The sequence below is a fragment of the Pseudomonas sp. FW306-02-D09B genome, from assembly GCF_058782685.1.
Map to the genome: position 1 here is coordinate 172,228 of NZ_JBYSXY010000011.1, position 23,163 is coordinate 195,390.

Annotated in this window: 15 protein-coding genes; 9 read left to right on the forward strand and 6 right to left on the reverse strand. The window is 59.3% G+C overall.

Annotated elements, in window-relative coordinates; genetic code table 11:
* The first annotated feature begins 11 nt into the window (after positions 1-11).
* A complete protein-coding gene (locus AC3WK5_RS19170) occupies positions 12-749 on the forward strand; it encodes an S-methyl-5'-thioinosine phosphorylase (RefSeq protein ID WP_103315332.1) in 738 nt (245 codons plus the stop codon).
* Positions 750-883: 134 nt separating this feature from the next.
* On the opposite strand, the gene AC3WK5_RS19175 is transcribed toward AC3WK5_RS19170, so the two are convergent.
* Genes AC3WK5_RS19175 through mfd form a run of 3 tightly spaced genes read right to left on the reverse strand, consistent with a single transcriptional unit; the run spans position 884 to position 7,612 of the window.
* Complete coding sequence (locus AC3WK5_RS19175) at positions 884-3,574, reverse strand: DEAD/DEAH box helicase (RefSeq protein ID WP_103315331.1); 2,691 nt, start codon at positions 3,572-3,574, stop codon at positions 884-886.
* Positions 3,575-3,585: 11 nt separating this feature from the next.
* Positions 3,586-4,152 carry a CsiV family protein gene (locus tag AC3WK5_RS19180; protein ID WP_054593182.1) on the reverse strand — a complete coding sequence of 189 codons (567 nt, stop codon included), beginning with the start codon at positions 4,150-4,152 and terminating at the stop codon, positions 3,586-3,588.
* A gap of 10 nt (positions 4,153-4,162) precedes the next feature.
* Positions 4,163-7,612 carry a transcription-repair coupling factor gene (gene mfd / locus AC3WK5_RS19185; protein WP_103315330.1) on the reverse strand — a complete coding sequence of 1,150 codons (3,450 nt, stop codon included), beginning with the start codon at positions 7,610-7,612 and terminating at the stop codon, positions 4,163-4,165.
* A gap of 168 nt (positions 7,613-7,780) precedes the next feature.
* Between mfd and AC3WK5_RS19190 the strand changes: the two genes are divergently transcribed.
* The 6 genes from AC3WK5_RS19190 to AC3WK5_RS19215 all read left to right on the forward strand — a co-directional run bounded on the left by AC3WK5_RS19190 (position 7,781) and on the right by AC3WK5_RS19215 (position 17,439).
* Positions 7,781-9,244 (forward strand): glyceraldehyde-3-phosphate dehydrogenase, encoded by a 1,464-nt coding sequence (locus AC3WK5_RS19190; RefSeq protein WP_103315329.1) that lies wholly within the window; start codon positions 7,781-7,783, stop codon positions 9,242-9,244.
* A 169-nt stretch (positions 9,245-9,413) separates the two neighbouring features.
* Positions 9,414-10,574 (forward strand): class C beta-lactamase, encoded by a 1,161-nt coding sequence (gene ampC / locus AC3WK5_RS19195; protein WP_103315328.1) that lies wholly within the window; start codon positions 9,414-9,416, stop codon positions 10,572-10,574.
* A 790-nt stretch (positions 10,575-11,364) separates the two neighbouring features.
* The gene (locus AC3WK5_RS19200; RefSeq protein ID WP_103315327.1) at positions 11,365-12,573 is read left to right on the forward strand and encodes an HlyD family secretion protein; all 1,209 of its coding nucleotides are present in this window, start codon (positions 11,365-11,367) and stop codon (positions 12,571-12,573) included.
* Complete coding sequence (locus AC3WK5_RS19205) at positions 12,573-13,838, forward strand: hypothetical protein (protein WP_103315326.1); 1,266 nt, start codon at positions 12,573-12,575, stop codon at positions 13,836-13,838. Before AC3WK5_RS19200 ends, AC3WK5_RS19205 begins: the two co-directional genes overlap by 1 nt.
* A 1-nt stretch (position 13,839) precedes the next feature.
* Positions 13,840-15,990: a glycosyltransferase family 2 protein gene (locus AC3WK5_RS19210; RefSeq protein ID WP_103315325.1), complete on the forward strand. Its 2,151-nt coding sequence runs from the start codon at positions 13,840-13,842 to the stop codon at positions 15,988-15,990.
* 9 nt (positions 15,991-15,999) lie between these two features.
* Complete coding sequence (locus AC3WK5_RS19215; protein ID WP_103315324.1) at positions 16,000-17,439, forward strand: efflux transporter outer membrane subunit; 1,440 nt, start codon at positions 16,000-16,002, stop codon at positions 17,437-17,439.
* A 119-nt stretch (positions 17,440-17,558) separates the two neighbouring features.
* Here AC3WK5_RS19215 and AC3WK5_RS19220 read toward each other — a convergent pair whose 3' ends face one another.
* Positions 17,559-18,860 (reverse strand): MFS transporter, encoded by a 1,302-nt coding sequence (locus tag AC3WK5_RS19220; protein ID WP_054593174.1) that lies wholly within the window; start codon positions 18,858-18,860, stop codon positions 17,559-17,561.
* 279 nt (positions 18,861-19,139) lie between these two features.
* On the opposite strand from AC3WK5_RS19220, the gene AC3WK5_RS19225 reads away from it, so the two are divergent.
* Together AC3WK5_RS19225 and sthA are read left to right on the forward strand one after the other, a co-directional pair.
* Positions 19,140-20,126, forward strand: coding sequence for an FAD:protein FMN transferase (locus AC3WK5_RS19225; protein ID WP_371919117.1), 987 nt, complete (start codon positions 19,140-19,142; stop codon positions 20,124-20,126).
* Positions 20,127-20,336: 210 nt separating this feature from the next.
* Complete coding sequence (gene sthA, locus AC3WK5_RS19230; RefSeq protein ID WP_103315322.1) at positions 20,337-21,731, forward strand: Si-specific NAD(P)(+) transhydrogenase; 1,395 nt, start codon at positions 20,337-20,339, stop codon at positions 21,729-21,731.
* A 42-nt stretch (positions 21,732-21,773) separates the two neighbouring features.
* Here the strand turns inward: sthA and AC3WK5_RS19235 are convergent, their stop codons facing one another.
* Both AC3WK5_RS19235 and AC3WK5_RS19240 read right to left on the reverse strand, forming a co-directional pair.
* Complete coding sequence (locus AC3WK5_RS19235; protein ID WP_054593172.1) at positions 21,774-22,496, reverse strand: glycerophosphodiester phosphodiesterase; 723 nt, start codon at positions 22,494-22,496, stop codon at positions 21,774-21,776.
* Between the two features lie 13 nt (positions 22,497-22,509).
* The gene (locus AC3WK5_RS19240) at positions 22,510-23,094 is read right to left on the reverse strand and encodes a PilZ domain-containing protein (RefSeq protein ID WP_054593171.1); all 585 of its coding nucleotides are present in this window, start codon (positions 23,092-23,094) and stop codon (positions 22,510-22,512) included.
* Positions 23,095-23,163 lie beyond the last annotated feature (69 nt).

A 23,163-nucleotide genomic window follows, 5' to 3' on the forward strand; every position in this document is an offset into this window, starting at 1 on the left:
GACTTTTTACAATGACGGTTTACGCGATTATCGGTGGCACCGGCCTGACCCAGCTCGAAGGCTTGAGCATTCGCCAGTCATTGGCTCTGGACACGCCGTACGGCGCACCATCGGCCGAGATCCAGGTCGGTGAATACGCCGGGCGTGAAGTGCTGTTTCTCGCTCGTCACGGCCATCCGCACCGTTTTCCGCCGCATCAGGTGAATTATCGGGCCAACCTGTGGGCATTGAAGCAGGCGGGCGCGCAGGCGATTCTGGCGGTCAATGCGGTCGGTGGGATTCATGCCGCCATGGGCACCGGACATTTCTGCGTGCCTCATCAATTGATCGATTACACCAGTGGTCGCCAGCACACCTATTTTGCCGATGACCTGGAGCAGGTCACCCACATCGATTTCAGCTATCCCTACAGCGAACCATTGCGCGAGCAGTTGATTGCGGCGTTGGCAGCTGAAGGCTGTGCCTATAGCAGTCACGGTGTGTATGCCTGCACCCAGGGCCCGCGGCTGGAAACCGTTGCCGAGATCGCCCGCCTGGAGCGTGATGGCTGCGACATCGTCGGCATGACCGGTATGCCGGAAGCGGCATTGGCTCGCGAGCTGGAGCTGGATTACGCGTGTCTGGCGCTGGTGGTGAACCCGGCGGCGGGCAAATCGACGGCGGTGATTACCATGGCCGAGATCGAGCAAGCGCTGCATGACGGAATGGGCAAAGTGAAGTCGACGTTGGCGCGGGTGCTTAAAGGTTAAGCATTCGTTACACCGAGTTGACCCCATCGCGGGCAAGCCTTGCTCCTACAGATCCATGTTGACCGCAAATATCGCGATCGACTCAAAAACCGTAGGAGCAAGGCTTGCCCGCGATGGCGATCTTGCAGTCACCGCTAAATCTTCGATTTGTCCGGCAACGGCGCAAACAACGCTTCGATATCGTCGCTCTGCAGCTTCCAGTCCCCGGTCGAACGCCCATCCAGTACGCCGGCCGCGAGGTCGGACTTTTCCTTTTGCAGGTGCTGGATTTTTTCTTCGACGGTGCCGCGGGCAATCATCTTGTAGACGAACACCGGCTTCTCCTGGCCGATCCGGTAAGCGCGGTCGGTGGCCTGGTTTTCCGTTGCCGGGTTCCACCATGGATCATAGTGAATCACCGTGTCGGCTTCTGTCAGGTTCAGGCCAACGCCGCCTGCTTTCAGGCTGATCAGGAAAATCTGACGCTTGCCACTCTGGAAATCCTTCACCGGCGTGCGTCGATCGCGGGTTTGCCCGGTCAGCAGTGCGTAAGCGATGCCGCGTTTATTCAGCTCGTCTTCGATCAGCGAGAGCATCGAGGTGAACTGTGAAAACAGCAGGATCTTGCGGCCTTCTTCGAACAGTTCCTCAAGCATCTCCATCAGGCTGTCGAGCTTGCCCGAGGTGCTGCCGCGCGTGGGCAGGGCGGCCTCATTGACCAGCCGCAGGTCGCAGCACACCTGCCGCAGCTTGAGCAGCGCTTCAAGAATGATGATCTGACTGCGCGCCACGCCTTTGCGGGTGATCTCGTCGCGGACTTTCTTGTCCATGGCCAGGCGCATGGTTTCGTAAACGTCGCGCTGCGCCTCGTTGAGCTCGACCCAATGGACGATCTCGGTCTTCGGCGGCAGTTCTGTGGCGACCTGTTCCTTGGTTCGACGCAACAGGAACGGCTTGATCCGACCGTTCAGGTGTTGCAGTCGTACATCGCTGGCGCGTTTTTCGATCGGTACGCGGTAATCGCGATTGAAGCTTTTCACGTCGCCCAACCAGCCGGGCAGCAGGAAGTGAAACAGCGACCACAGCTCGCCCAGGTGATTTTCCAGTGGTGTGCCGCTCAGGCATAGGCGCTGGCGGGCATTGAGCTCTCGCGCCGCATGAGCGGCCTTGCTGTTGGGGTTCTTGATGTATTGCGCTTCGTCGAGCACTAGCACATGTAATGGCTGCGTTGCCAAGCGTTCGACATCCTTGGGCAGCAGCGCATACGTGGTGAGGATCAGGTCGTATTCGGCCAAATGCTCAAAATGCTTTTTACGTCCAGTGCCATACAGCGCCAGCACTTTGAGTTGTGGAGCAAAGTGCGCCGCTTCGTCGAGCCAGTTGGGAATCAGGCTGGTGGGCATTACCACCATGCACGGCCGGTCCAGGCGGCCGGCGTTTTTCTCGGTCAGCACATGCGCCAGGGTCTGTAGGGTTTTGCCCAGGCCCATGTCGTCCGCAAGGATGCCGCCGACTTCCAGTTGCCGCAGCGACTGCATCCAGCTCAAGCCTTCAAGCTGGTAAGGCCGTAATGTGGCGTTCAGCCCTTCGGGCGCTTCGGTCGTGTAATCCTTGATGTCACGCAGGCGCTGGGCGAAGGTGCGGATGTGCTCGCCACCTTCCCAAAGCAGAGGCATGTCTTCCAGCGGATTCAGGCGAGTGGCGTCGGCGCTGCTCAGGCGCAACTTGGTTTCGCCGGGCTCTTGCAGGTAAAACTCGCCAAGGGTCGCCAGCACAGGCTTTAAACGACCGAGCGGCAGCGCGACCTGCAAAGGGCCGGATTCGGCGTTCGGACGGTGCGGGATGTTCACCAGGATCAACTCATCGTCGCGGCGTCTGGCCAGGCGTTCCGGGTTGAGAATCTCGGTGTGCGAGCGCATCAGGTTCAGCAGGATCGGCAGCAGGCTCAGGCGCTCGCCATTGACGATAATCCCCAGCTCCAGATCAAACCAGTCGCGCTCCGGCGCCTCTTCGACCGTGGCGTACCAGTCATCGACCGCCGTCAGGTCAAAGCCGAAGTCTTCGTCAATCTGCAGCTCCCAGCCTTGGGTGCGTAACTTAGGCAGCTCATTGAGAGTGAACGTCAGCCAGGCGCTGTCGTTGACCATCTCATACAGTTCGCCGGCGCTTTCCGGCAAGGCTTTGCTTTGGCGGGTCGCCACTCTGAATCCAAGGATTCGCAGCTGTTCCCGGTAGGCTTTTTCGACGTCAGGCTGGCGTTTGATTCGTAGCGTTTGCTGTTCCTGTCGGATCAGGATGTCGGCATTTTTCTGCCCGCTGACGTATTCATCCAGATAGTTGAACGACAGCGCGGCACGGTGCTGGATATAGCGCTGCATTTTGCCATTGCGCGGTTCGAAGGCGCTGAACTCGATGCTCGCCAGCCACAGGCGCGGCACCGGTTGCACGTTGTCCACCAGCAGTTGTGGCAAAGGTGCGGGCGTACGGTTTTCAAGCACTGCCTGAAGTTTTTCCAGCAGCTCGGCGTCTTTGGCGGCGGCCGGGTACTCAAGGGTTTCCTGGACTTTGAGCAGCACTGCAGCGCAATGCTTGCAGTTAACGCGCACTGGGCAACTGCACGTTGCATCGACCAGTAACAGAGTGTCTTTGGTGGATTCGCGCAGCGTAATGGTCTGGCGGTAAACATTGCCGCCAGAGCCTTCGCAACTGGCGGTGATGGTGCTGTCGCCGGCCTCGACGATCCTGGTGCGATTTTCCAGTGCGTAGCGGCGGCCACGCTCCAGGCTTTGTTCCTTGAATCGGCTGACCCAGGAAGGGGCCAGGGGTTTGCTCAGGTTCGCGGGCATGGGGACTTCAATCAGTCCGGGAGAACGTCAGGGACTGGCGGACGCGCAGGTGCAGTGAGCGACGTGATTTTGATCAGCAGCGCCAGGTGGCCGTTGTCGAGGTAGTTGAGCTGACCGTTTTTGGTGTGGCTTTGCTGCTTCAGGCGTTCGCTGGCGGTAACCCGGCCATAGGCATCGAACTGGTTGACCCAGAAGTTCGCGTCGACATCGGTGAAGCGCCCGAGCTTCAGGTTCAGCGAGCCTTCGATCGGAAACTGGCCGAATTGCTCCTTGCCGTCGCTGATCGAGATTTTTCTCGCGTCCTCGCCAAGACTCTGTTGCCAGGCCTTGTGTAGCAACACCGTGTAATCGCCGCTGGCGCGCAGTTTTTCAGCCTCGGCATTCAGGCTTGGGGTGCGCAGGCTGTCGGCACTGATCGGCCGTGCGCCGGCAGCCCAGTCTTCCGGTGCGGTGCGGCTGGTAATGGCCGGCACGGCGTTCTGGCGGAACAGGATCATTTCAACCTGATACAAGCTGTCGGCAAACGCCGTCGGGGCAACGAGGGTCAACAATAGGGTCAATGAGCGAAACAGGCGCATGCGGCGTCCTTCAAGCAGATTTTGGAGTGAGGTGCTCAAACAGCGCCTCCACTGTATTAAAGCGCTCTTCCGGGCGCTCCATCGGCACCATGAATTTGAACATCGTGGCGCCTTCGAATTTGTAGCGTTTGGGTTGGCCCTGGATCAGCTTGATCAGTACCAGCGGATCGACCGGCGTTTGTGCGCCGAACTCGATACGACCGCCTTGCGGGCCGCCGTCGACTTTCTTGATCCCCAGTTGCTCGGCCTGCAGTTTCAGCAAGGTCATGCGCACCAGGTTCTTGGTCGGTTCCGGCAGCAGGCCGAAGCGGTCGATCATCTCCACTTGCAGGTCCTTGAGGCCATCCTCGTCGGTCGCCGATGCTATGCGTTTGTAGAGGATCAGTCGTGCGTGGACGTCCGGCAGGTAGTCTTCCGGGATCAGCGCCGGCAAGCGCAGGTTGATTTCCGGACCGCCACCCAGCGGTTGATCAAGGTTTGGCTGCTCGCCCTTGCGGATGGATTTAACCGCGCGTTCGAGCATTTCCATGTACAGGGTGAAGCCGACGGCCTGGATCTGCCCGCTCTGACCGTCGCCCAGCAGTTCGCCGGCGCCACGGATTTCCAGGTCGTTGGTGGCCAGCACGAAGCCTGCACCAAGGTCCTGGGTGTTGGCGATCGCTTCCAGGCGTTTTTCCGCATCTGGCGTGATCTGTTGACGCGGCGGTGTCAGCAGGTAGGCATACGCCTGGTGGTGACTGCGACCGACGCGGCCACGCAATTGATGCAACTGCGCCAGGCCGAACTTGTCGGCACGCTCGATGATGATGGTGTTGGCGCTCGGCACGTCAATGCCGGTCTCGATGATGGTCGAGGCGATCAGCACATTGAAGCGCTTGTGATAGAAGTCGCTCATCACCTGTTCGAGTTCGCGCTCGCGCATCTGCCCATGACCGATGCCGATCCGTGCTTCCGGCACCAGCTCGGCGAGATCGGCGGCACATTTCTCGATGGTTTTCACATCGTTGTGCAGGTAATAGACCTGGCCGCCACGCAGCAACTCACGGAGCAGGGCCTCTTTGACCGTGCTCTTGTTCTGTTCCATGACGAAGGTGCGCACCGACAAACGTCGCGCTGGTGGCGTGGCGATGATCGACAGATCACGCATGCCCGACACCGCCATGTTCAGCGTGCGCGGAATCGGCGTGGCGGTCAGGGTCAGGATGTCGACTTCGCTGCGCAGGGCCTTGAGCTGTTCCTTCTGACGAACACCAAAGCGGTGTTCTTCGTCGATGATCACCAGCCCGAGGTTTTTGATCTTCACGTCGTCTTGCAGCAGCTTGTGCGTGCCGATGACGATGTCGATCTTGCCTTCGGCGAGGTCGGCAACGGCGGCATTCACTTCCTTGGTCGACTTGAAGCGGCTCATCACTTCCACGGTCACTGGCCAGTCGGCGAAGCGGTCGCGGAAGCTGTTGTAGTGTTGCTGGGCGAGCAGGGTGGTCGGCACCAGAATCGCGACCTGACGGCCGCCGTGCACGGCAATGAATGCCGCACGCATCGCCACTTCGGTCTTGCCGAAACCGACGTCGCCGCAGACCAGTCGGTCCATTGGTCTCGGCGCGAGCATGTCTTCGCGTACCGCGTCGATGGTGGTTTGCTGGTCCGGGGTTTCTTCGAACGGGAAGCCGGCGCTGAAGGTTGCGTAATCGGCTTTCGGATCTGCAAAGGCATAACCTTCGCGAGCCGCGCGGCGAGCATAGATGTCGAGCAGTTCGGCGGCGACGTCACGCACCTGTTCAGCGGCTTTGCGTTTGGCTTTTTGCCAGGTCTCGGAGCCGAGGCGATGCAGCGGCGCCAGTGCATCGTCGCTGCCGGTGTAGCGGGCGATCAAATGCAGGTTGGCCACCGGCACATAAAGCTTGGCGCCCTCGGCGTATTCGAGGGTCAGGAACTCGGCGGCCTGGTTTTCGATTTCCAGGGTCGCGAGGCCCAGGTAACGGCCAACGCCATGATCGATATGCACCACCGGTGCGCCTTCACGCAGCTCGGTGAGGTTTTTGATCACGGCATCGTTATTGGCGTCGGCGCGTTTCTCGCGGCGACGGCGCTGCATCACTCGCTGACCGAACAACGGGCTTTCGGCAATCAGTGCCAGGGCCGGATCGTCCAGCACCAGGCCTTCGTCCAGCGGTGCGATGGTGATCGCCAGGCGTTCTTTGCTGGCGACGAAATCCGGCCAGCTGTCGACGGTTTTCGGTCGCAGCTTCAGGCGTTCCAACAGTTCCAGCAGCACTTCGCGGCGACCGGCCGATTCGGCGGTAAACAGCACGCGACCGGAAAACCCATCGAGGAAATTCGACAGTGCTTCCAGCGGCTGGTTGGCCTTGGCTTCGATGGCCAGGTTCGGCAACGGTGTAGCGGGAAAACGTTCGCGGCCGACACCGGTTTCGACGTCTTGCTGGCTGGCGACCACCCGTGGCCAGTTCTTGAGACGTGCGAAGCAGTCTTCCACCGGAAGGAACAACTCGGCCGGCGGCAACAACGGCCGGGATGGATCGACACGGCGCTCTTCGTAGCGGTTGCGCACATCGTTCCAGAAATTCTCCGCCGCCTGTTCGATGCCCGGCAGGGAGAACACCTGGGTGTCTTGCGGCAGGTAGTCGAACAGCGTCGAGGTTTCGTCGAAGAACAGCGGCAGGTAGTACTCGATACCGGCCGGTGTAATCCCGCTGCTCAGGTCCTGGAAGATCGGGCAGCGCCGGAAGTCGACATCGAAGCGCTCACGGAAGCGTGCCTTGAAACGGGTCACGGCTTCTTTTTGCAGCGGGAATTCTTTGGCGGGCAGCAGCCGGACCGATTCGACCTTGTCGATGGAGCGCTGGTTTTCCGGGTCGAAGGTACGCAGGGTCTCGATTTCGTCATCGAACAGGTCGATGCGGTAGGGCAGTTTGCTGCCCATCGGGAACAGGTCGATCAGCGCGCCGCGTACCGCGAATTCGCCGTGCTCATAAACCGTGTCGACACAGCGATAGCCGCTGGCTTCCAGTCGCGTGCGCATTTGCTCGACGTCGAGCTTCTGGCCGATATCCAGCACCAGGCTGCTGCCGAGCAGGAACTTGGTGGGGGCCAGGCGATGTAGGGCGGTGGTGATCGGCACTACCAAAACGCCATGGCTCAACTCGGGCAGGCGATACAGGCTGGAGATGCGCTGCGATATAATGTCCTGGTGCGGCGAGAACAGGTCGTAAGGCAGGGTTTCCCAGTCCGGGAAATGCAGCACCGGCAAATCGGGGGCGAAGAAACTCAGCTCCTGTTCCAGCCGTTCGGCACTTTGGCTGTCGGCGGTCAGTAGCAGGGTAAAGCGCTTGGCAGCGCTGGCGGCCTCGGCAATGGCCAGGCTCAGGGCGGCACCGGGCAGGTTTCCCCAATGCTGTTTACCTGCCGCGGCAGGGAGAAGCGGTAGACGCAGAACGGGCACGGAAGGTTGAGCTCCAGCGTTGCGACAAAGTCGGTAATTGTAGCGGGCGAAGGTGCCGGCTGTCAGTTGCAGACTACCGCCGACGAAAGGAAAAGCATGTTGCGATAGGCGTGCATTGCTCCGCAGACGACTCGGCGGCATAATGTAGCCCCTTTTTTCAGCCCCTACATGTGGAAGGTTCCCGTGACTCAGAAGCCCGACCAGTGTCTTGGTGAATGGATCGACCGTGAAGCACTCGCAGAAGCGATGATTCCGCTTATCGGTCAGCTTTACCGCAATAACAACGTGGTGAGCTCGATCTATGGCCGCAGCCTGATCAACCAGTCTGTCATCGCGATTCTCAAAGCTCACCGCTTTGCTCGCCATCGTCAGTCCGATGACGCCGAACTGTCCGTTCACGAAACATTCCCACTGCTCAAAGCGATGAGCGAGCTCAAGCTCGGCGCCGCTTCGGTAGACCTGGGCAAGCTGGCGGTCAAGTTCAAGGCCGAAGGCAAAGGCCGCACTGCCGAGCAGTTCGTCCGTGAAGAACTGGCCGACGTTGTAGGCCAACAGAACGCTTCCGCACGCAAAGGCACTGACGTTGTACTGTACGGCTTCGGTCGTATCGGCCGTCTGCTGGCGCGCATCCTGATTGAAAAAACCGGCGGTGGCGACGGCCTGCGTCTGCGTGCCATCGTTGTGCGCAAAGGCGCTGAAAACGACCTGATCAAACGCGCCAGCCTGCTGCGTCGCGATTCGGTTCATGGTCCGTTCAACGGCACCATCACCATCGACGAAGCCAACAACACCATCACCGCCAACGGCAACCTGATCCAGGTTATCTACGCGAAGAACCCGACTGAAGTGGACTACACCCAGTACGGCATCAAAGACGCTCTGTTGGTGGACAACACCGGTGTATGGCGTGACGCCGAGGGCCTGGGCCAGCACCTGGCTTGCCCGGGCGTCGACCGCGTTGTTCTGACCGCGCCTGGCAAAGGCAAGCTGAAGAACATCGTTCACGGCATCAACCACGGTGAAATCACCGCTGACGACAAGATCGTTTCCGCCGCCTCCTGCACCACCAACGCCATCGTGCCGGTGCTCAAGGCTGTGAACGACAAGTTCGGCATCATCAACGGTCACGTTGAAACGGTTCACTCGTACACCAACGACCAGAACCTGATCGACAACTTCCACAAAGGCGATCGCCGTGGTCGTAGCGCCGCGCTGAACATGGTAATCACCGAGACCGGTGCTGCTACCGCTGCTGCCAAGGCCCTGCCTGAGCTGGCCGGCAAGCTGACCGGTAACGCGATCCGTGTTCCAACGCCGAACGTGTCGATGGCAATCCTCAACCTGAACCTTGAGAAAGCCGCCACCCGTGAAGAGATGAACGAGTACCTGCGCTACATGGCGCTGCACTCCGATCTGCATAAGCAAATCGACTTCGTCAACTCGCAGGAAGTGGTTTCGACCGACTTCGTTGGCTCGCGCCACGCAGGTGTTGTGGACGCTGAAGCGACCATCAGCCAAGACAACCGCGTTGTTCTGTACGTTTGGTACGACAACGAATTTGGTTACAGCTGCCAGGTGGTTCGCGTGATGGAAGACATGGCCGGTGTAAACCCACCAGCATTCCCGCGCTAAGCCTTAGCCGCACCTGAAAGCGCCCCGACTTGTCGGGGCGTTTTTGTTTGTGTGGCTTGCCTGGCTGGCCTGCGGAGTCGGCGAAATATTTTGTGATAAATCGCTTCCGGAGCCGTCGCATCAAAGTGATAGGTTTGCCCGCGATCAAAAAGACCTGAGGACCACTTGTATGCGTTTTATCGCAAAGCCTTGCGCAGCATTGCTATTGCTGGCCAGCACCGTCTCTTTCGGCAACCTCGCCATGGCGAATGCCAAGCAGTCGGATATCGACAGCATCGTGCAAGATGCCGCCCAGGCGGTCATGCAGCAGTACAACATTCCCGGCCTGGCCATTGCGGTGACTGCTAATGGCAAGCAGCAGTTCTACAACTTCGGCGTGGCCTCAAAGGAAACACAGCAAAAGGTCACGAGCGACACACTGTTTGAAATCGGCTCGATCAGTAAAACCTTCACGGCCACCCTGGCGACCTACGCTGAGGCCAACGGTCAGCTTTCTCTTACTGACCACCCCGGCAAGTACCTGCCTGAGCTCGCGGGTAGCCCGTTCGATAAAGCGACGCTGATCAATCTGGCGACCCATACCGCAGGCGGCTTCCCCTTGCAGGTGCCTGATCAGGTACAGAACAACCAGCAGCTGATGGACTACTTCAAGGCGTGGCAGCCGACGTATGCGCCGGGTGCTCAACGAACCTATGCCAACCCCAGCATCGGGGCGCTGGGCATGATTACCGCAATCAGCATGAAGATGCCGTTCGCGGTGGCTCTGGAACAGCAACTCTTCCCGGCGCTCGGTATGCCTAACAGCTTCATCAACATCCCGGCGAGCAAGCTGTCGCTCTATGCTCAGGGTTACAACAAGCAGGATGTCCCGGTCAGGTTGAATTCCGGTGTGCTGGGTGACGAGGCCTACTCGGTAAAAACCAGCTCCACGGACCTGATTCGCTTTGTCGAGGCCAACCTGGGCGTTGCGAAGGTCGAAGCAAAACTCGGTCGCGCACTGATGGAGACGCACAGGGGCTATTTCCAGCTAGGTCCAATGACTCAAGACCTGATCTGGGAGCAGTACGACTACCCGGTGCAACTGAGTGCACTGGTTGAAGGCAACGCCGACAAGATGATTTACGACAGTCATGTCGTTACGGCATTAAACCCGCCCCTGGCACCACGGGAGGCAGTCTGGATCAACAAGACGGGGGCGACCGGCGGGTTCTCTGCTTATGTGGCCTTCGTCCCAGAGAAGAAGTTTGGCATTGTGGTGTTGGCCAACAAGAGTTACCCCAACGAACCTCGGGTGCGCCTGGCGCATCGGATCCTGAGTGAACTGGATTAATCTTCGCTGACGGAGGATTGAGTGGCGGCCGATGTGAACTCTCCAGCGTTGCCGCGCTAAGCCCTGGCTGCACATGAAAACGCCCCGACTTGTCGGGGCGTTTTCATGTGCAATGGTTCATTATAAGGAGCCATTAGACATCATCCATTAAATTAGACCTGTTCATGCGTCACCCGCTATGTCCGGTCGGTGCGTTGTAGTTATATCGTTTTATTCTTGATATGTGCCAAATCAGAACGCTGTAAAGATCGACAGGTTATCGCTATAAAAATTCAATAATAAAAAAATCCTCAAATAAAATAAGCAGTTGCAATAGGGGAGTGTTGTTACTTGCTTTATGTGGATCCAATACAGGGTGCGTTCAATAATTGACGCCATTTTATTGAATGGCTCGCTGCTTGACAGCGATGGGTGCTGAAATTAGTGTCTCCCCCTGGCAGCTCCGGCACCGGCCGGGGTTGGGTGACAGCAAATTGCCTGTATTGTCGGGCAAGTACTCACGGTAACTTTCAAAACTTTGGCACAACTTTGGCAGTGCTGTTTTAAAGATGGTGGCGTTTAATGTGCGTCATGATGGCAACTAATACTCCAAAAAGACAGGGAACTTATTCCTGCTCACATCACACTGAATCTAAATAAACCGTGCTGGCTTTATTGCTGTCCGGGGAGTTGATGATCCGCTTTCGTTGATCCTGCTTAATGTGTTTTGCGGTTACGTTCTAATCGGGCATGACGGCTGCGCAGTGCTGACATATAGCCGTGTATTCATGGCTTATTGGGAGAATTAAACATGGCAGAAGAACGCTCAAGGTTTTTTTCATGGTCCCTGTTGCCGCGTCTGGTGGGCTTGGGTGTCCTGGTATTTATCATCTGGCTGTTGCTCTCGACGTTGCTGATGCCGCTGGTGTCGACATCGGCGACACGGGCAATTTTGAATGCACCGGTCATTCTGCTGACGACACCCATCGAGGGGGTAGTGAATTCGCTTGAGGTCAAACCCGGCTCGACCTTTACCCAGGGCCAGAAGATTGCGGTGGTTGAAAACCCGCGGGCTAACCAGGAGACGTTGTTGACCCTGCAAACCCGGCGTTTGACCCTGGAGCAGGAGCTATCATCATCGGCCAGCCAGGCCGAGCACGACCAGCAGTATTACGACGAGTTGGAGAAAACCAGCCAGCGCTATCAATCGGCGTTTCATACTCGTCAGCTCTATGCACAACGTGCGCTGAAGGCCGAGAGCACTGCCGCCAGCGCCCGCTTGACGGACGCACAGGAAACCCTCGATCGCAACCTCGAGTTGTTCACTCAAGGGGCGGTCAGTGGCGCGGTCGTCGCCGCCTCGAAAGCCAAGTTGGCCTCGTTGGAGGGGGCGGCAGAGTCCGTCCGTTCACAGCTGCGAATCAATGACGGTGATGTCAATGCCGCCAATAAGCAGGTCTACCTTGACCCTGATCAGTTGCGCATGTTCGACCTCAGCGCGCAGATGACCACCCTGAAACTGAGCCTGGAAAATCAGGCCCGCAATCGCGAGACCTATCAACGCGAACTCGACAATCTCAACCACCTGATCGAAACCGAACAGAACCGGGTCAAGTTGACGGCTGGCTATGAGGTCACGGCGTATTCGTCCGGCACGGTTCAAGAGCTGTTGGCGCCCCAAGGGACGGTGGTGCAAGCCGGGTCGACTTTGCTGCGCGCCACCAACTGCAAAGAAAGCTATGTCGTCGCGGTGTTTCCGGAACGCGTGGCCAGCAAGATTGATCACGACAGTGTCCTGACGGTGAGAATCCATGGCCTGGACGAACCGCTCAAGGCCAATGTCGTGCAGTTGTTATCCAGCACTAAGGATATTCGCCCTAACAGCTACAGCGTTCCTTTCCCGTATGCCGAGCAGAACTCGGTGTACGTCGTCGGTACTTTTGCCAATGACCTCACCGACAGTCAGCGCGCCATGACCTGCAATCCAGGGCTATGGGCCAGCGCCGAGGTATCTCACTGATGAGTCCGCGCAACGTTGTGCAATGGCCGTGGCTGCCGGGCCTGATCGGGGTGATGCTGATGACCGGCGGGGGATCTGCGCTGGCAGCGCAAGCCAGGCCGCAACTGGCGGCGATGACCTGTGCAGCGCTGGATCACGCGGTGCAATCGCAAGCGGCGGGGCCGGTGTTGCTGGCCAGTTACCCGCCGCTGGACGGTCAGCCGGCGCCAATCCAGGCGTTGCGTGGGGTTGCGTTCACCTACGACAACGCCTTGGCCAGCATCGCCTTGTTTGCCTGTGGTAAAGCCGAGTCGGCGCGACGGATTGCCGATGCGCTGGCCTTCGCCACGACCCACGACCCGGAATATCAGGATGGACGCTTGCGCAACGCCTACGCGGCAGGCCCGGTGGGTTCGTCGTCGATGCGCCTGCCGGGTTATTGGAGCGTAGAGCGCAATGCCTGGAATCAGGACGCCTATCAGGTCAGCAGTGCCACCGGCAATCAGGCCTGGGCCGCGTTGGCGTTGTTGGAGGCGTTGCGCCAGAGCGGTGATTCCTCTTACCTGGAGGCCGCTCGCAAAGTGTTGCAGTGGTCCGGGAAAAACACTTATGACGGACAGGCCCCCGCGGGTTTCAGCGGCGGTTACTACGGGTATTTCCCCAAGCAGATCCAGCAGACCTGGAAGTCCACCGAACATAACGTCGACCTGGCGGCAGCCTGGTCGGCACTCAACACGGCTGCGCCCGACCCGGGCTCGGCGCACCAGGCGCAGATTGCCCGGCAATTCGTGTCGAGTCAGTGGGACGCCGGGGAAGGGCGCTTTCTGATTGGCACCGGGAAGGATGGTCGAACCTCGGACCGCCAGCGTTCAGGACTGGACGCACAGATCTGGCCCTTGATCGCCTTGAGTGATCCTCCTACGGACTGGCGGCGCGTCTTCACGTTTATCGATCAGGCGCACCGCTCGGGTGCCGGGTACGGCTTCAACCGCGACCCGGACGGTTTATGGACCGAGGGCACCGCGCAAACCGCCGCCGTGGCGAGCTTGAGCGGTATGAAGGAAAAGGTGCAGCCGTTGTGGAATGTGTTGCTGGCCCAACAGGCCGGCAATGGCTGGCTGTTTGCTACACCCGCACCGCGTATCAGTACCGGGTTGGCGATCGGCCCGGACTCAACAACCAACGACTTTTTCTATTACCACCTGCCTCACTTGGGCGCTACAGCATGGGCCGCGATCGCTGCTACCGGCATCAACCCCTTTACCGGTTTTCAAGAGGCTGACTGACATGCAGGCACTGGACACGCTGCAACTTGTGCAAATCAATTTCTGGACCGTGGTCGCGGTGACTCTGTTCACCTGCCTGACGCACCGTGATCAATGGATGGCACGTGCCGGTTTCGGAGCCTTGACCGCGCTGTTGTTGATCAATTACGTGGCCTGGCGGATTCGCGACACCTTGCCCGATGGACACGCAGGATTTGCCTCGGTCTGGGCTTACGCGTTCCTGTTTTTCGAAATGTTGGCGATCGGCTACACGCTGTTTTCGATCATCGTCCTGCTCTGTCGCTCGGATCACCACGCCAGTGCCGATGCCGGGGAGCAACGTTTGCGTGCCCAAGGCCAATCGGTGCCGGCGGTGGATGTGTTCATCGCCACCTACAACGAAGGCCTCGAGATCCTGGAAAAAACCATCATCGCCGCCCAGGCGATCGACTACCCCAACGTGACCATCTGGGTGCTCGACGATACCCGCCGCGACTGGTTGCGCGACTATTGCGCCGAGGTCGGTGTGCAATACGCCCGACGTCCCGACAATTCCCACGCCAAGGCCGGTAACCTGAACAACGGCCTGCGTCTGTCGGCGGCCAGCAGCAATGCGCCGTACATACTGGTGCTCGACGCCGACTTCGCCCCGCAGCAGCCGATCCTGATGCGCACCCTGGGATTGTTCGACGATCCCAAGGTCGGCCTGGTGCAGACGCCGCAGTTCTACTACAACCCCGATCCGATTCAGCACAACCTCGGTTCATCCAACTGCTGGGTCGATGAGCAGCGAGTGTTCTTCGACGTCTACCAGCCGGCCAAGGATGGTTGGGATACCGCGTTTTGCGTGGGTACTTCGTTTGTCGTGCGGCGTGATCTGATCACTGAAATGGGTGGCTTTCCGACGGGTTCGGTCTGCGAAGACATCTACACCAGCTGCCGTCTGCAGCAAAAAGGCTACGTCACCCGCTGGTTGAATGAGCGACTGTCGATCGGTTTGTCCGCCGAGGGGTTGACCGAGTACATCAATCAGCGTGGACGCTGGTGCCTGGGGACGATCCAGGTCGCGCTGCTCAAAGAGGGCCCCTTGCGCGGTCGTGGCTACTCACTCAATGAACGGCTGCACTTCGTGCATGGCTTGATGCACTGGTTCTCCAAGCCATTCATCCTGATGATGCTGGTGTCGCCGGTGTTGTATTGGTATTTCGGTATTGCCGGGTTCTACGCCCATCCGGCGGATTTCATGGCCTTCGGCATGCCGGCGTTGATTGCATTCTGGGGCTACGGGACGTGGGTCACTGACCGGCGTACCTTGCCGATTTTTACCGAGGTCACCCAAATCGTCGCCTCACTGGCGGTGACGGCGACGATCCTCAGCGCCATGGTCCGGCCGTTCGGCCGACCCTTCAAGGTCACGGCAAAGGGCCTGGATCGTTCACGCACAACGGTCCACTGGAAGTTGTTCGGGTTCTTTTTTGCGCTGACACTGTTCTCGCAAATAGGCGCTTACATCACCATCAGCAACGCGGCTGCGTTCGACGGCAATATGCTGTTCAACCTGTTCTGGACGGTGGTTGCGCTGATCTACAACCTGGCCACCCTGGTGGCGTGTGTTGACCGGCCACGCTTGCACGGCGAAGAGCGCTTTCCTTTCGATAAACCCAGTGGGTTGCGCTTCGCCGGCAAAACCCTGGCGGGCCAACTGGTGGATATATCGCTGAGTGGCGCCTCCATTTCCTGTGCCGTTGCGTCATTGATCAAGCCCGGGCTGCGGGGGCAGGTGTGGATCAATAAGCTCGGCTGGCTGGATATCGAGGTCATGCGTCATCACGGCGAGGACCGTTTGGGCTTGAAGTTCATCGACCTTGACGAAACGCTTCGACGCCGGCTGATCGCGCGGCTGTTCAGCGAGGCGCCGATCAACGTGGTCGGCAAGGCTGAACCAGGACTGGCTTTCGGCACCTTGTTGCGGCGCTCGTTGCTCGGCGAGAAGCGCACGGCGCCGCGTTCGCGGCGGCCGGCCAAGGCGCCGTCCTACAGCTCACTGCCTGGATTACGCCCGATCAGCCTCCGTTCGCGTCAGCAAGCACTGCCGCAAATCAGCACCACCCGCTCAGGTCTTTGGGCTTTCCTTCTCACTCCGTTACGAGCCTTGCTCGGCCAACGTTTGTAGGTGCGCCTCATGAACAGACGCTTATCCACCTCATGTTTCATATCGCTGTTATTGCTCGGCGGTTGTTCTCTGGAACCCAAATACGAGAAACCGGAGGCGCCGATCGATCAGCAATGGCCAGCCAGTTCGGCCAGTGACTGTTGCAGCGCCAAGCAGGCGTTCGACAAGGATTGGCACGGCTTCGTGCTCGATGACCGACTGCGCCAGTTGATCGACCTGGCCTTGAAGAACAATCGCAGCCTGCGTCAGTTCGAGGCGGGCGTCGAGGAGGCGAGGGCAGGGTACGCCGGTGCCGAATCCGGGCTGTTTCCCTCCATCGGACTCAACACCTACGCCGGCCGCAGCAAGTTTCCGTCACAGGTCAGGACGCAGGGAGGCGGCGTCAGTTCAGGCAGCACGTCCAACACCTTTCAGGCCAGCGGTGGCTTTACGTCTTATGAGTTGGACCTGTTCGGGCGCATCCGCAGTCAGCGAAACGCCGCGGGCGCGCGCTTCGAGGCGACCGAGGCGGACTATCAGACGGCTCGCCTGGCGTTGATCGGTGAAGTGGCCAGCACCTGGCTTAGCCTCAAGGCCAATCAGAATCTGCTCGACCTCGCACAAAACACCTACAAGTCCCAGGACCACTACGGTGAGTTGTTGCGCAAGAGCTACAACCTGGGCTCCAGTGCTCAAATCGATGTTCACCAGGCGGATGCGCAAACCAACACGGCGGCGGTTCAGATCAACACGTACCGCATGCAGGTGGCGCAGAACATGAATGCGCTGCAGGTGTTGGTCGGGCAGCCGGTGCCGGTTGGGTTGTTGCCCTCTGGCGTGCTGGGTGAGCAGTTGGCAACCGCCGATGTGCCCGCCGGGTTGCCGTCGTCACTGATTGCGCGGCGGCCCGACATCATGGCCGCCGAAGCCTTGTTGCGAGCGACCAATGCGGACATCGGCGCAGCCCGCAGCGCGTACTTCCCGACCTTTTCGCTGACCTCGGCATTAGGTGGCCTGACCGGTGACTTTTCGCGATTGTTGAGTGCGCCGGCCGAGTTCTGGTCGGTGGCTCTGGCGGGGTCGTTGACCCTGATCGACGGCGGTGCGCGAAAGGCGCAGGTGGACGCCAGCCATGCGCGGTTCAACGGGCAGACGGCGGCGTATGAAGCCACGGTGCAGAACGCTTTCCGCGAAGCCGCCAATGCCCTCAACGCCCGCCAGGAGATGCTTACCCAGGTCGACTATCAGAAGCGTCTGGTGGCGGATTATCAAGCAGCCTACCGACAATCCCGATTGCGTTTCGAGGCGGGGATGGACAGCTACTTTTCGACGATGGACGCGCAGCGTTCGTTATTCGACGCGCAGCAGAAGCTGACGCAAATGGAGCTGGCGCGGGAGATCAATCAGGTGGACTTGTACAAGGCGCTGGGCGGGGGCTGGAGTCAGTCGGTGAAAATGGCGAACCGATAATCTGTGGTGTTCTGGCGCGACTCTTCGCGGGCAAGCCTTGCTCCTACAGGTTTTGTGTCGGTCACAGATTCAGAATCCGATCGAAATCCTGTAGGAGCATGGCTTGCCAGCGATGCGATTTAGCGGGTGCCGCCGACCACAGCAGCCTGCGCGGTGCGCAGTTCATGCCGGTTGCCACGGAACAGCACCAGCGTTGCGATCAAGCCAAGTACCGCTGCGCCGCTCAACCAGATACCCGGTGCTGCCTTGTTGTCCAGCACGTGGATCAGGTAAGTACAGGCCGCCGGGGTGAAGCCGCCAAAGGTTGCAGTCGCCAGGCTGTAAGCCAGGGAGAAACCGGTGGTGCGGACTTCAATCGGCATGATTTCGGTCAGGGCCACCACCATGGCGCCGTTGTACGAGCCATAGAGGAACGACAACCACAACTCGACGATCAGCAGATGGCTGAAGCTCGGGTTGGCGACCAGCCAGGACAGCGCCGGGTAAGCCGTCAGGATCGCCAGAATGGTCGCCGCCAGCAGCAGCGGTTTACGGCCGATCTTGTCGGACAGCGCACCCATCACCGGCAGCCAGAAGAAGTTCGACAGGCCGATGCACACGGTGACCAGCAACGCGTCGAAGTCCGACAGGTGCAGCTCGGCTTTACCGAACGTCGGGGTGTAGGCGGTGATCAGGTAGAACGACACGGTGGTCATCACCACCAGCGCCATGCCGGCCAGCACGATGCCGAAGTTCTGACTGATCGAGCGGACGATGTCTCTCAGACTTGGGCGATGTTTACGCGCCTGGAATTCAGGGGTTTCTTCCAGCGAACGACGAATGATGAAAATCGCCGGAACGATCATGCAGCCGACCAGGAACGGCACGCGCCATCCCCAATCACCCATTTGCTCGGGGCTCAGCCAGTGGTTGAGGCCCACACCCAGCAAACCGGCAAACACCACCGCTGCTTGTTGGCTGGCGGACTGCCAACTGACGAAAAAGCCCTTACGGCCAGGTGTCGAGATTTCTGCCAGGTAAACCGACACACCGCCCAGTTCCACGCCGGCCGAGAAGCCTTGCAGCAAACGGCCGAACAGCACGATCAGCGGTGCAGCGACACCAAGGGTCGCATAACCCGGCACACAGGCAATCAGCACGGTGCCGGCAGCCATCAGTGCGAGGGTGATGATCAAACCTTTGCGACGGCCGTGACGGTCGATGTAGGCGCCGAGAAAAATTGCACCAAGTGGGCGCATGAGGAAGCCGGCACCGAAGGTGGCCAGTGACAACATCAGGGAAGCGAAAGCACTGTCGGCAGGGAAGAAGGTTTTGGCGATGGCCGTGGCATAGAAGCCGTAGACCATGAAGTCGAACATCTCTAGGAAGTTGCCGCTGACAACGCGAAATATCGCTTTGCCCTTGCCCGTAGTCGAGGCCATTTGATCTTACTCACTTTGGCTGTCTTATTAGAAATCCCTGGTCTTGAAACATCCTTACTGACGGGTCTGGTCTGTGCCGGTGCCTCGAACAGTTTTGTAACGATATGTGTAAGAGGAACGGTAGGCAACCAATAGTTAGCGTGCTGCTTAAACGTTATAGCCATGAGCCAGCCCTCTCCCACAGTTCTATCGCATAATGGCGGGCCTTGGCGTTCTGTCGGGGGGGAACTCTTTGGGGAGGAGTGCGTGTTGTTGAACTGGCGATCGGGTGTTTTCTTGGTGCTTGTCGGCGCCTTATCGGGCTGCGGTAACGGCGATTCCCTGGAAAGCTTTGGCGGCCCGACCATGGGCAGCACGTATTCGGTCAAATACATCCGCCATCCGGGGGCTCCCGGGCCGGTCGAGGTGCAGAAGCAGGTCGAGTCGATTCTGGCCGAGATCGACCGGCAGCTGTCGACCTACCGCAGTGATTCCGACATCGAGCGATTCAATGGTTTACCGGCCAATAGCTGTCAGCCAATGCCGGAGCCGGTCTTGCAGTTGGTCAAGGTAGGCGAGCAGCTCTCAGAGACGAGCGACGGTTCCTACGACCTGACGGTGGAGCCGCTGCTGAACCTTTGGGGGTTCGGCCCACAATCGCGCGATGAAAAAGTCCCAAGCGCCGAAGCCTTGGCTTTGGCCCGACAACGCGTTGGTTATGCGCATCTGCGGATTGAAGGCGATCAGCTATGCAAGGACGCGCCGGTCGAGGTGGACTTCGGCAGCATTGGCGCCGGGTACGCCGTCGACAGGATCGCTGCGAAGTTGCAGGAACTGGGTATCGACAGCTTCATCGCCGATGCCACCGGCGAACTCAAGGCCGTTGGCAAGAAACTCGACGGGTCGCCCTGGAAGATTGCGCTGGAGGAGCCACGCGATGACCAGCAGGTTGTCGAGCGGGTGATCACGCTGGACGGCAACGGTGTTTCGACCTCAGGCGACTACCGCAATTACTTCATGCAGGATGGCCGGCGCTATTCCCACACGTTCGATGCCCGAACCGGCGCGCCGATCACTCATACCCTGGCGTCCGTCACGGTGATTAATCCTTCGACGCTGATGGCCGATGGCTTATCGACGCTGTTGCTGATTCTTGGCCCCGAGCGCGGTTGGGACTACGCCGAAAAGCATGATATCGGTGCATTTTTTGTGATTCGAACCGATACAGGCTTTGTCACGCGAACCAGTCAGGCTTTTGACCGCCTGAGTGCCGAAAAAGCCAAGTAAATACGGTGTGATGGACACTCACGGTTGGCGTTGTAGTGCAGGCAAAACTAGCCTACGACGCGACCAAGGGTTAATGTGCGCGGCGTTGACGCTTCTATAGACTGTGTCCGGGTTCTCGACTGACCCCAAATTGTTCCTTCATGCCGCAAGACCGGCATGATTTAGCCGCAGGTGCCAACGGGGTGCCGCGGCCTGTTCTGAGGAGTACGCATGGCTGTCTACAACTACGACGTGGTGGTGTTGGGTTCCGGCCCGGCGGGAGAAGGCGCGGCAATGAACGCCGCCAAAGCAGGGCGCAAAGTGGCGATGGTCGATAGTCGTCGCCAGGTCGGCGGCAACTGCACCCACCTTGGCACTATCCCGTCCAAGGCCTTGCGTCACTCGGTCCGGCAGATCATGCAGTTCAACACCAACCCGATGTTCCGGGCCATTGGTGAGCCGCGCTGGTTCTCGTTTCCGGACGTACTGAAAAGCGCCGAAAAAGTCATTGCCAAACAAGTCGCCTCGCGCACCGGTTACTACGCGCGCAATCGGGTCGACGTGTTCTTCGGCACCGGCAGCTTCGCTGACGAGCAAACCATCGAAGTGGTCTGCGCCAACGGCGTGGTCGAAAAACTGGTGGCCAAGCACATCATCATCGCCACCGGCTCGCGTCCGTATCGCCCGGCCGACATCGATTTCCACCACCCGCGTATCTACGATAGCGACACCATCCTCAGCCTCGGCCACACCCCGCGCAAACTCATCGTTTACGGCGCCGGCGTGATTGGTTGCGAATACGCCTCGATCTTCAGTGGTCTGGGCGTGCTGGTCGAACTGGTGGACAACCGCGGTCAGCTGCTGAGCTTCCTCGACTCGGAAATCTCCCAGGCGCTGAGCTACCACTTCAGCAACAACAACATCACCGTGCGTCACAACGAAGATTACGATCGCGTTGAAGGCGTGGACAACGGGGTGATCCTGCACCTCAAGTCCGGCAAGAAGATCAAGGCCGACGCCTTGCTCTGGTGCAACGGCCGTACCGGTAATACCGACGCGTTGGGCCTGGAAAACATCGGCGTGAAGGTCAACAGCCGTGGCCAGATCGAAGTTGACCAGAACTATCGCACCTGCATCCAGAACATCTACGGCGCAGGCGACGTGATTGGCTGGCCGAGCCTGGCCAGTGCCGCCCACGACCAGGGGCGTTCGGCCGCTGGCAGCATTGTCGATAACAACAGCTGGCGTTTCGTCAACGACGTACCGACCGGGATCTACACCATTCCGGAGATCAGCTCGATCGGCAAGAACGAGCAAGAGCTGACCCAGGCCAAAGTACCGTACGAAGTCGGCAAGGCGTTCTTCAAGAGCATGGCGCGTGCGCAGATCGCCGGCGAGCCGCAAGGCATGCTGAAGATCCTGTTCCACCGCGAGACGCTGGAAGTGCTCGGCGTGCACTGCTTCGGTTATCAGGCATCGGAGATCGTCCACATCGGTCAGGCGATCATGAACCAGCCGGGTGAGCAGAACACGTTGAAGTACTTCGTCAACACCACGTTCAACTACCCGACCATGGCCGAAGCCTATCGGGTAGCGGCCTACGACGGCCTCAACCGGCTTTTTTGAGCGGCTCCGGCCGGTGGCCTGAGCCGGCCGGGGAGACCGATTTCAGCAATTCTCGAGAGTGGCGCTGGCCAAACCGGGAAAGTCTGTAATCAGGCTGTCAACGCCGAAATCAGCGAGCCTGCGCATTAGCGCAGGTTCGTTGACTGTCCATACTGACACATGCAGACCTTGTCGCTGCGCCTTCTGCAGGCGTTCCGGCGTACACAGGGTCCAGTTCAGTGCCAGAATCTCACAGCCATAACTTTGCGCGACCTTCAGCGGGTCGAGCCAGGCATATTCGGCGACCAGTCCACGCGACACATCCGGAACCAGATCGACTGCGGCCTTCAGCACTTCGCGCGAGCTCGAGGTGATGGTGACCTTGTCCAGCAAGCCAAAGCGTTGCGCCATTTCGCGAATCGCCAGCACCGTCGTCGCCGCACGCATACGCGACGCGCTCTTGACCTCTAACTGCCAGTGTTCGAAATCGCACTTTTCGAACAGCTCTTCCAGCCGTGGAATCGGGCATGGCTTGATCCAGCCCGGACCACCCTTGCGCGCATCGTAGGTCACCAGTTCTGCCGCCGTATGCTCGACCACCTTGCCGCGACGCTCGGTGGTGCGCTTGAGCGTCGGGTCGTGGATGACCATCAACTCGCCGTCCATGGACAGGTGCAGGTCCAGTTCGCAACGGCGTACGCCGTGCTTGAGGCATTCCTGGAAACTGCTCAGAGTGTTTTCCGGTGCTTCGCCTTTGGCGCCGCGGTGGCCGTAGATTAGGGTCACGGGTCTTCCTTAATTAATTGCCTGATTCGTTTTGCTCGCGTGCCAGGCGTCGCTCATGCGCCTGTTTCTGCAAGATATAGCGGGCCAGCAGCTGTCGTTGCGCATCGGTCAGGGCTTCGAATTCGGTGCCAATCTCGAAGGTGCCGAAGCTTTCCGGTTCACAGTGAGTAACCTTGGCCCGCAACAGCAGGCCCAGTGCTTGCGGCATCAACAACAGCTTGATCGCCAGATGGCTGCCGGTCGGGTAGGCGAGGTGGTGCTCGAACTCGATGCCGCCTTCCGACAGCACCACGTGCTGCGGCTCACCGAACTTGCCGAGCACGGTGTGTGCCACGACCTGGCTCAGCAGGTCGATGCGCTTGTTCATGACCTTCAGATAGTTGGCGGTGTTTCGATCCCGCTCACTGATCTGGCGCAGCAAGTGCTGCGACTCGAATTCGCTCAGGTGCAGTTCGCTGAGCAGGTTGAACAGCGGGGAAGCATCCTGCAACACTTCCTGACCTGCCGCTTCGAGGGCAGACAGGGGCCGAATTTCCAGTGCGATCGTGTCCTCGATACGGTAGTATTCGCGGCGATCTTCTTCATCTAATGTCGACATGGCGAACCCATGGTAGCGGCGGTGGTCTGAGTGTAAAGCTGGTTATCGACCCCCGCCACAAGGACGTTC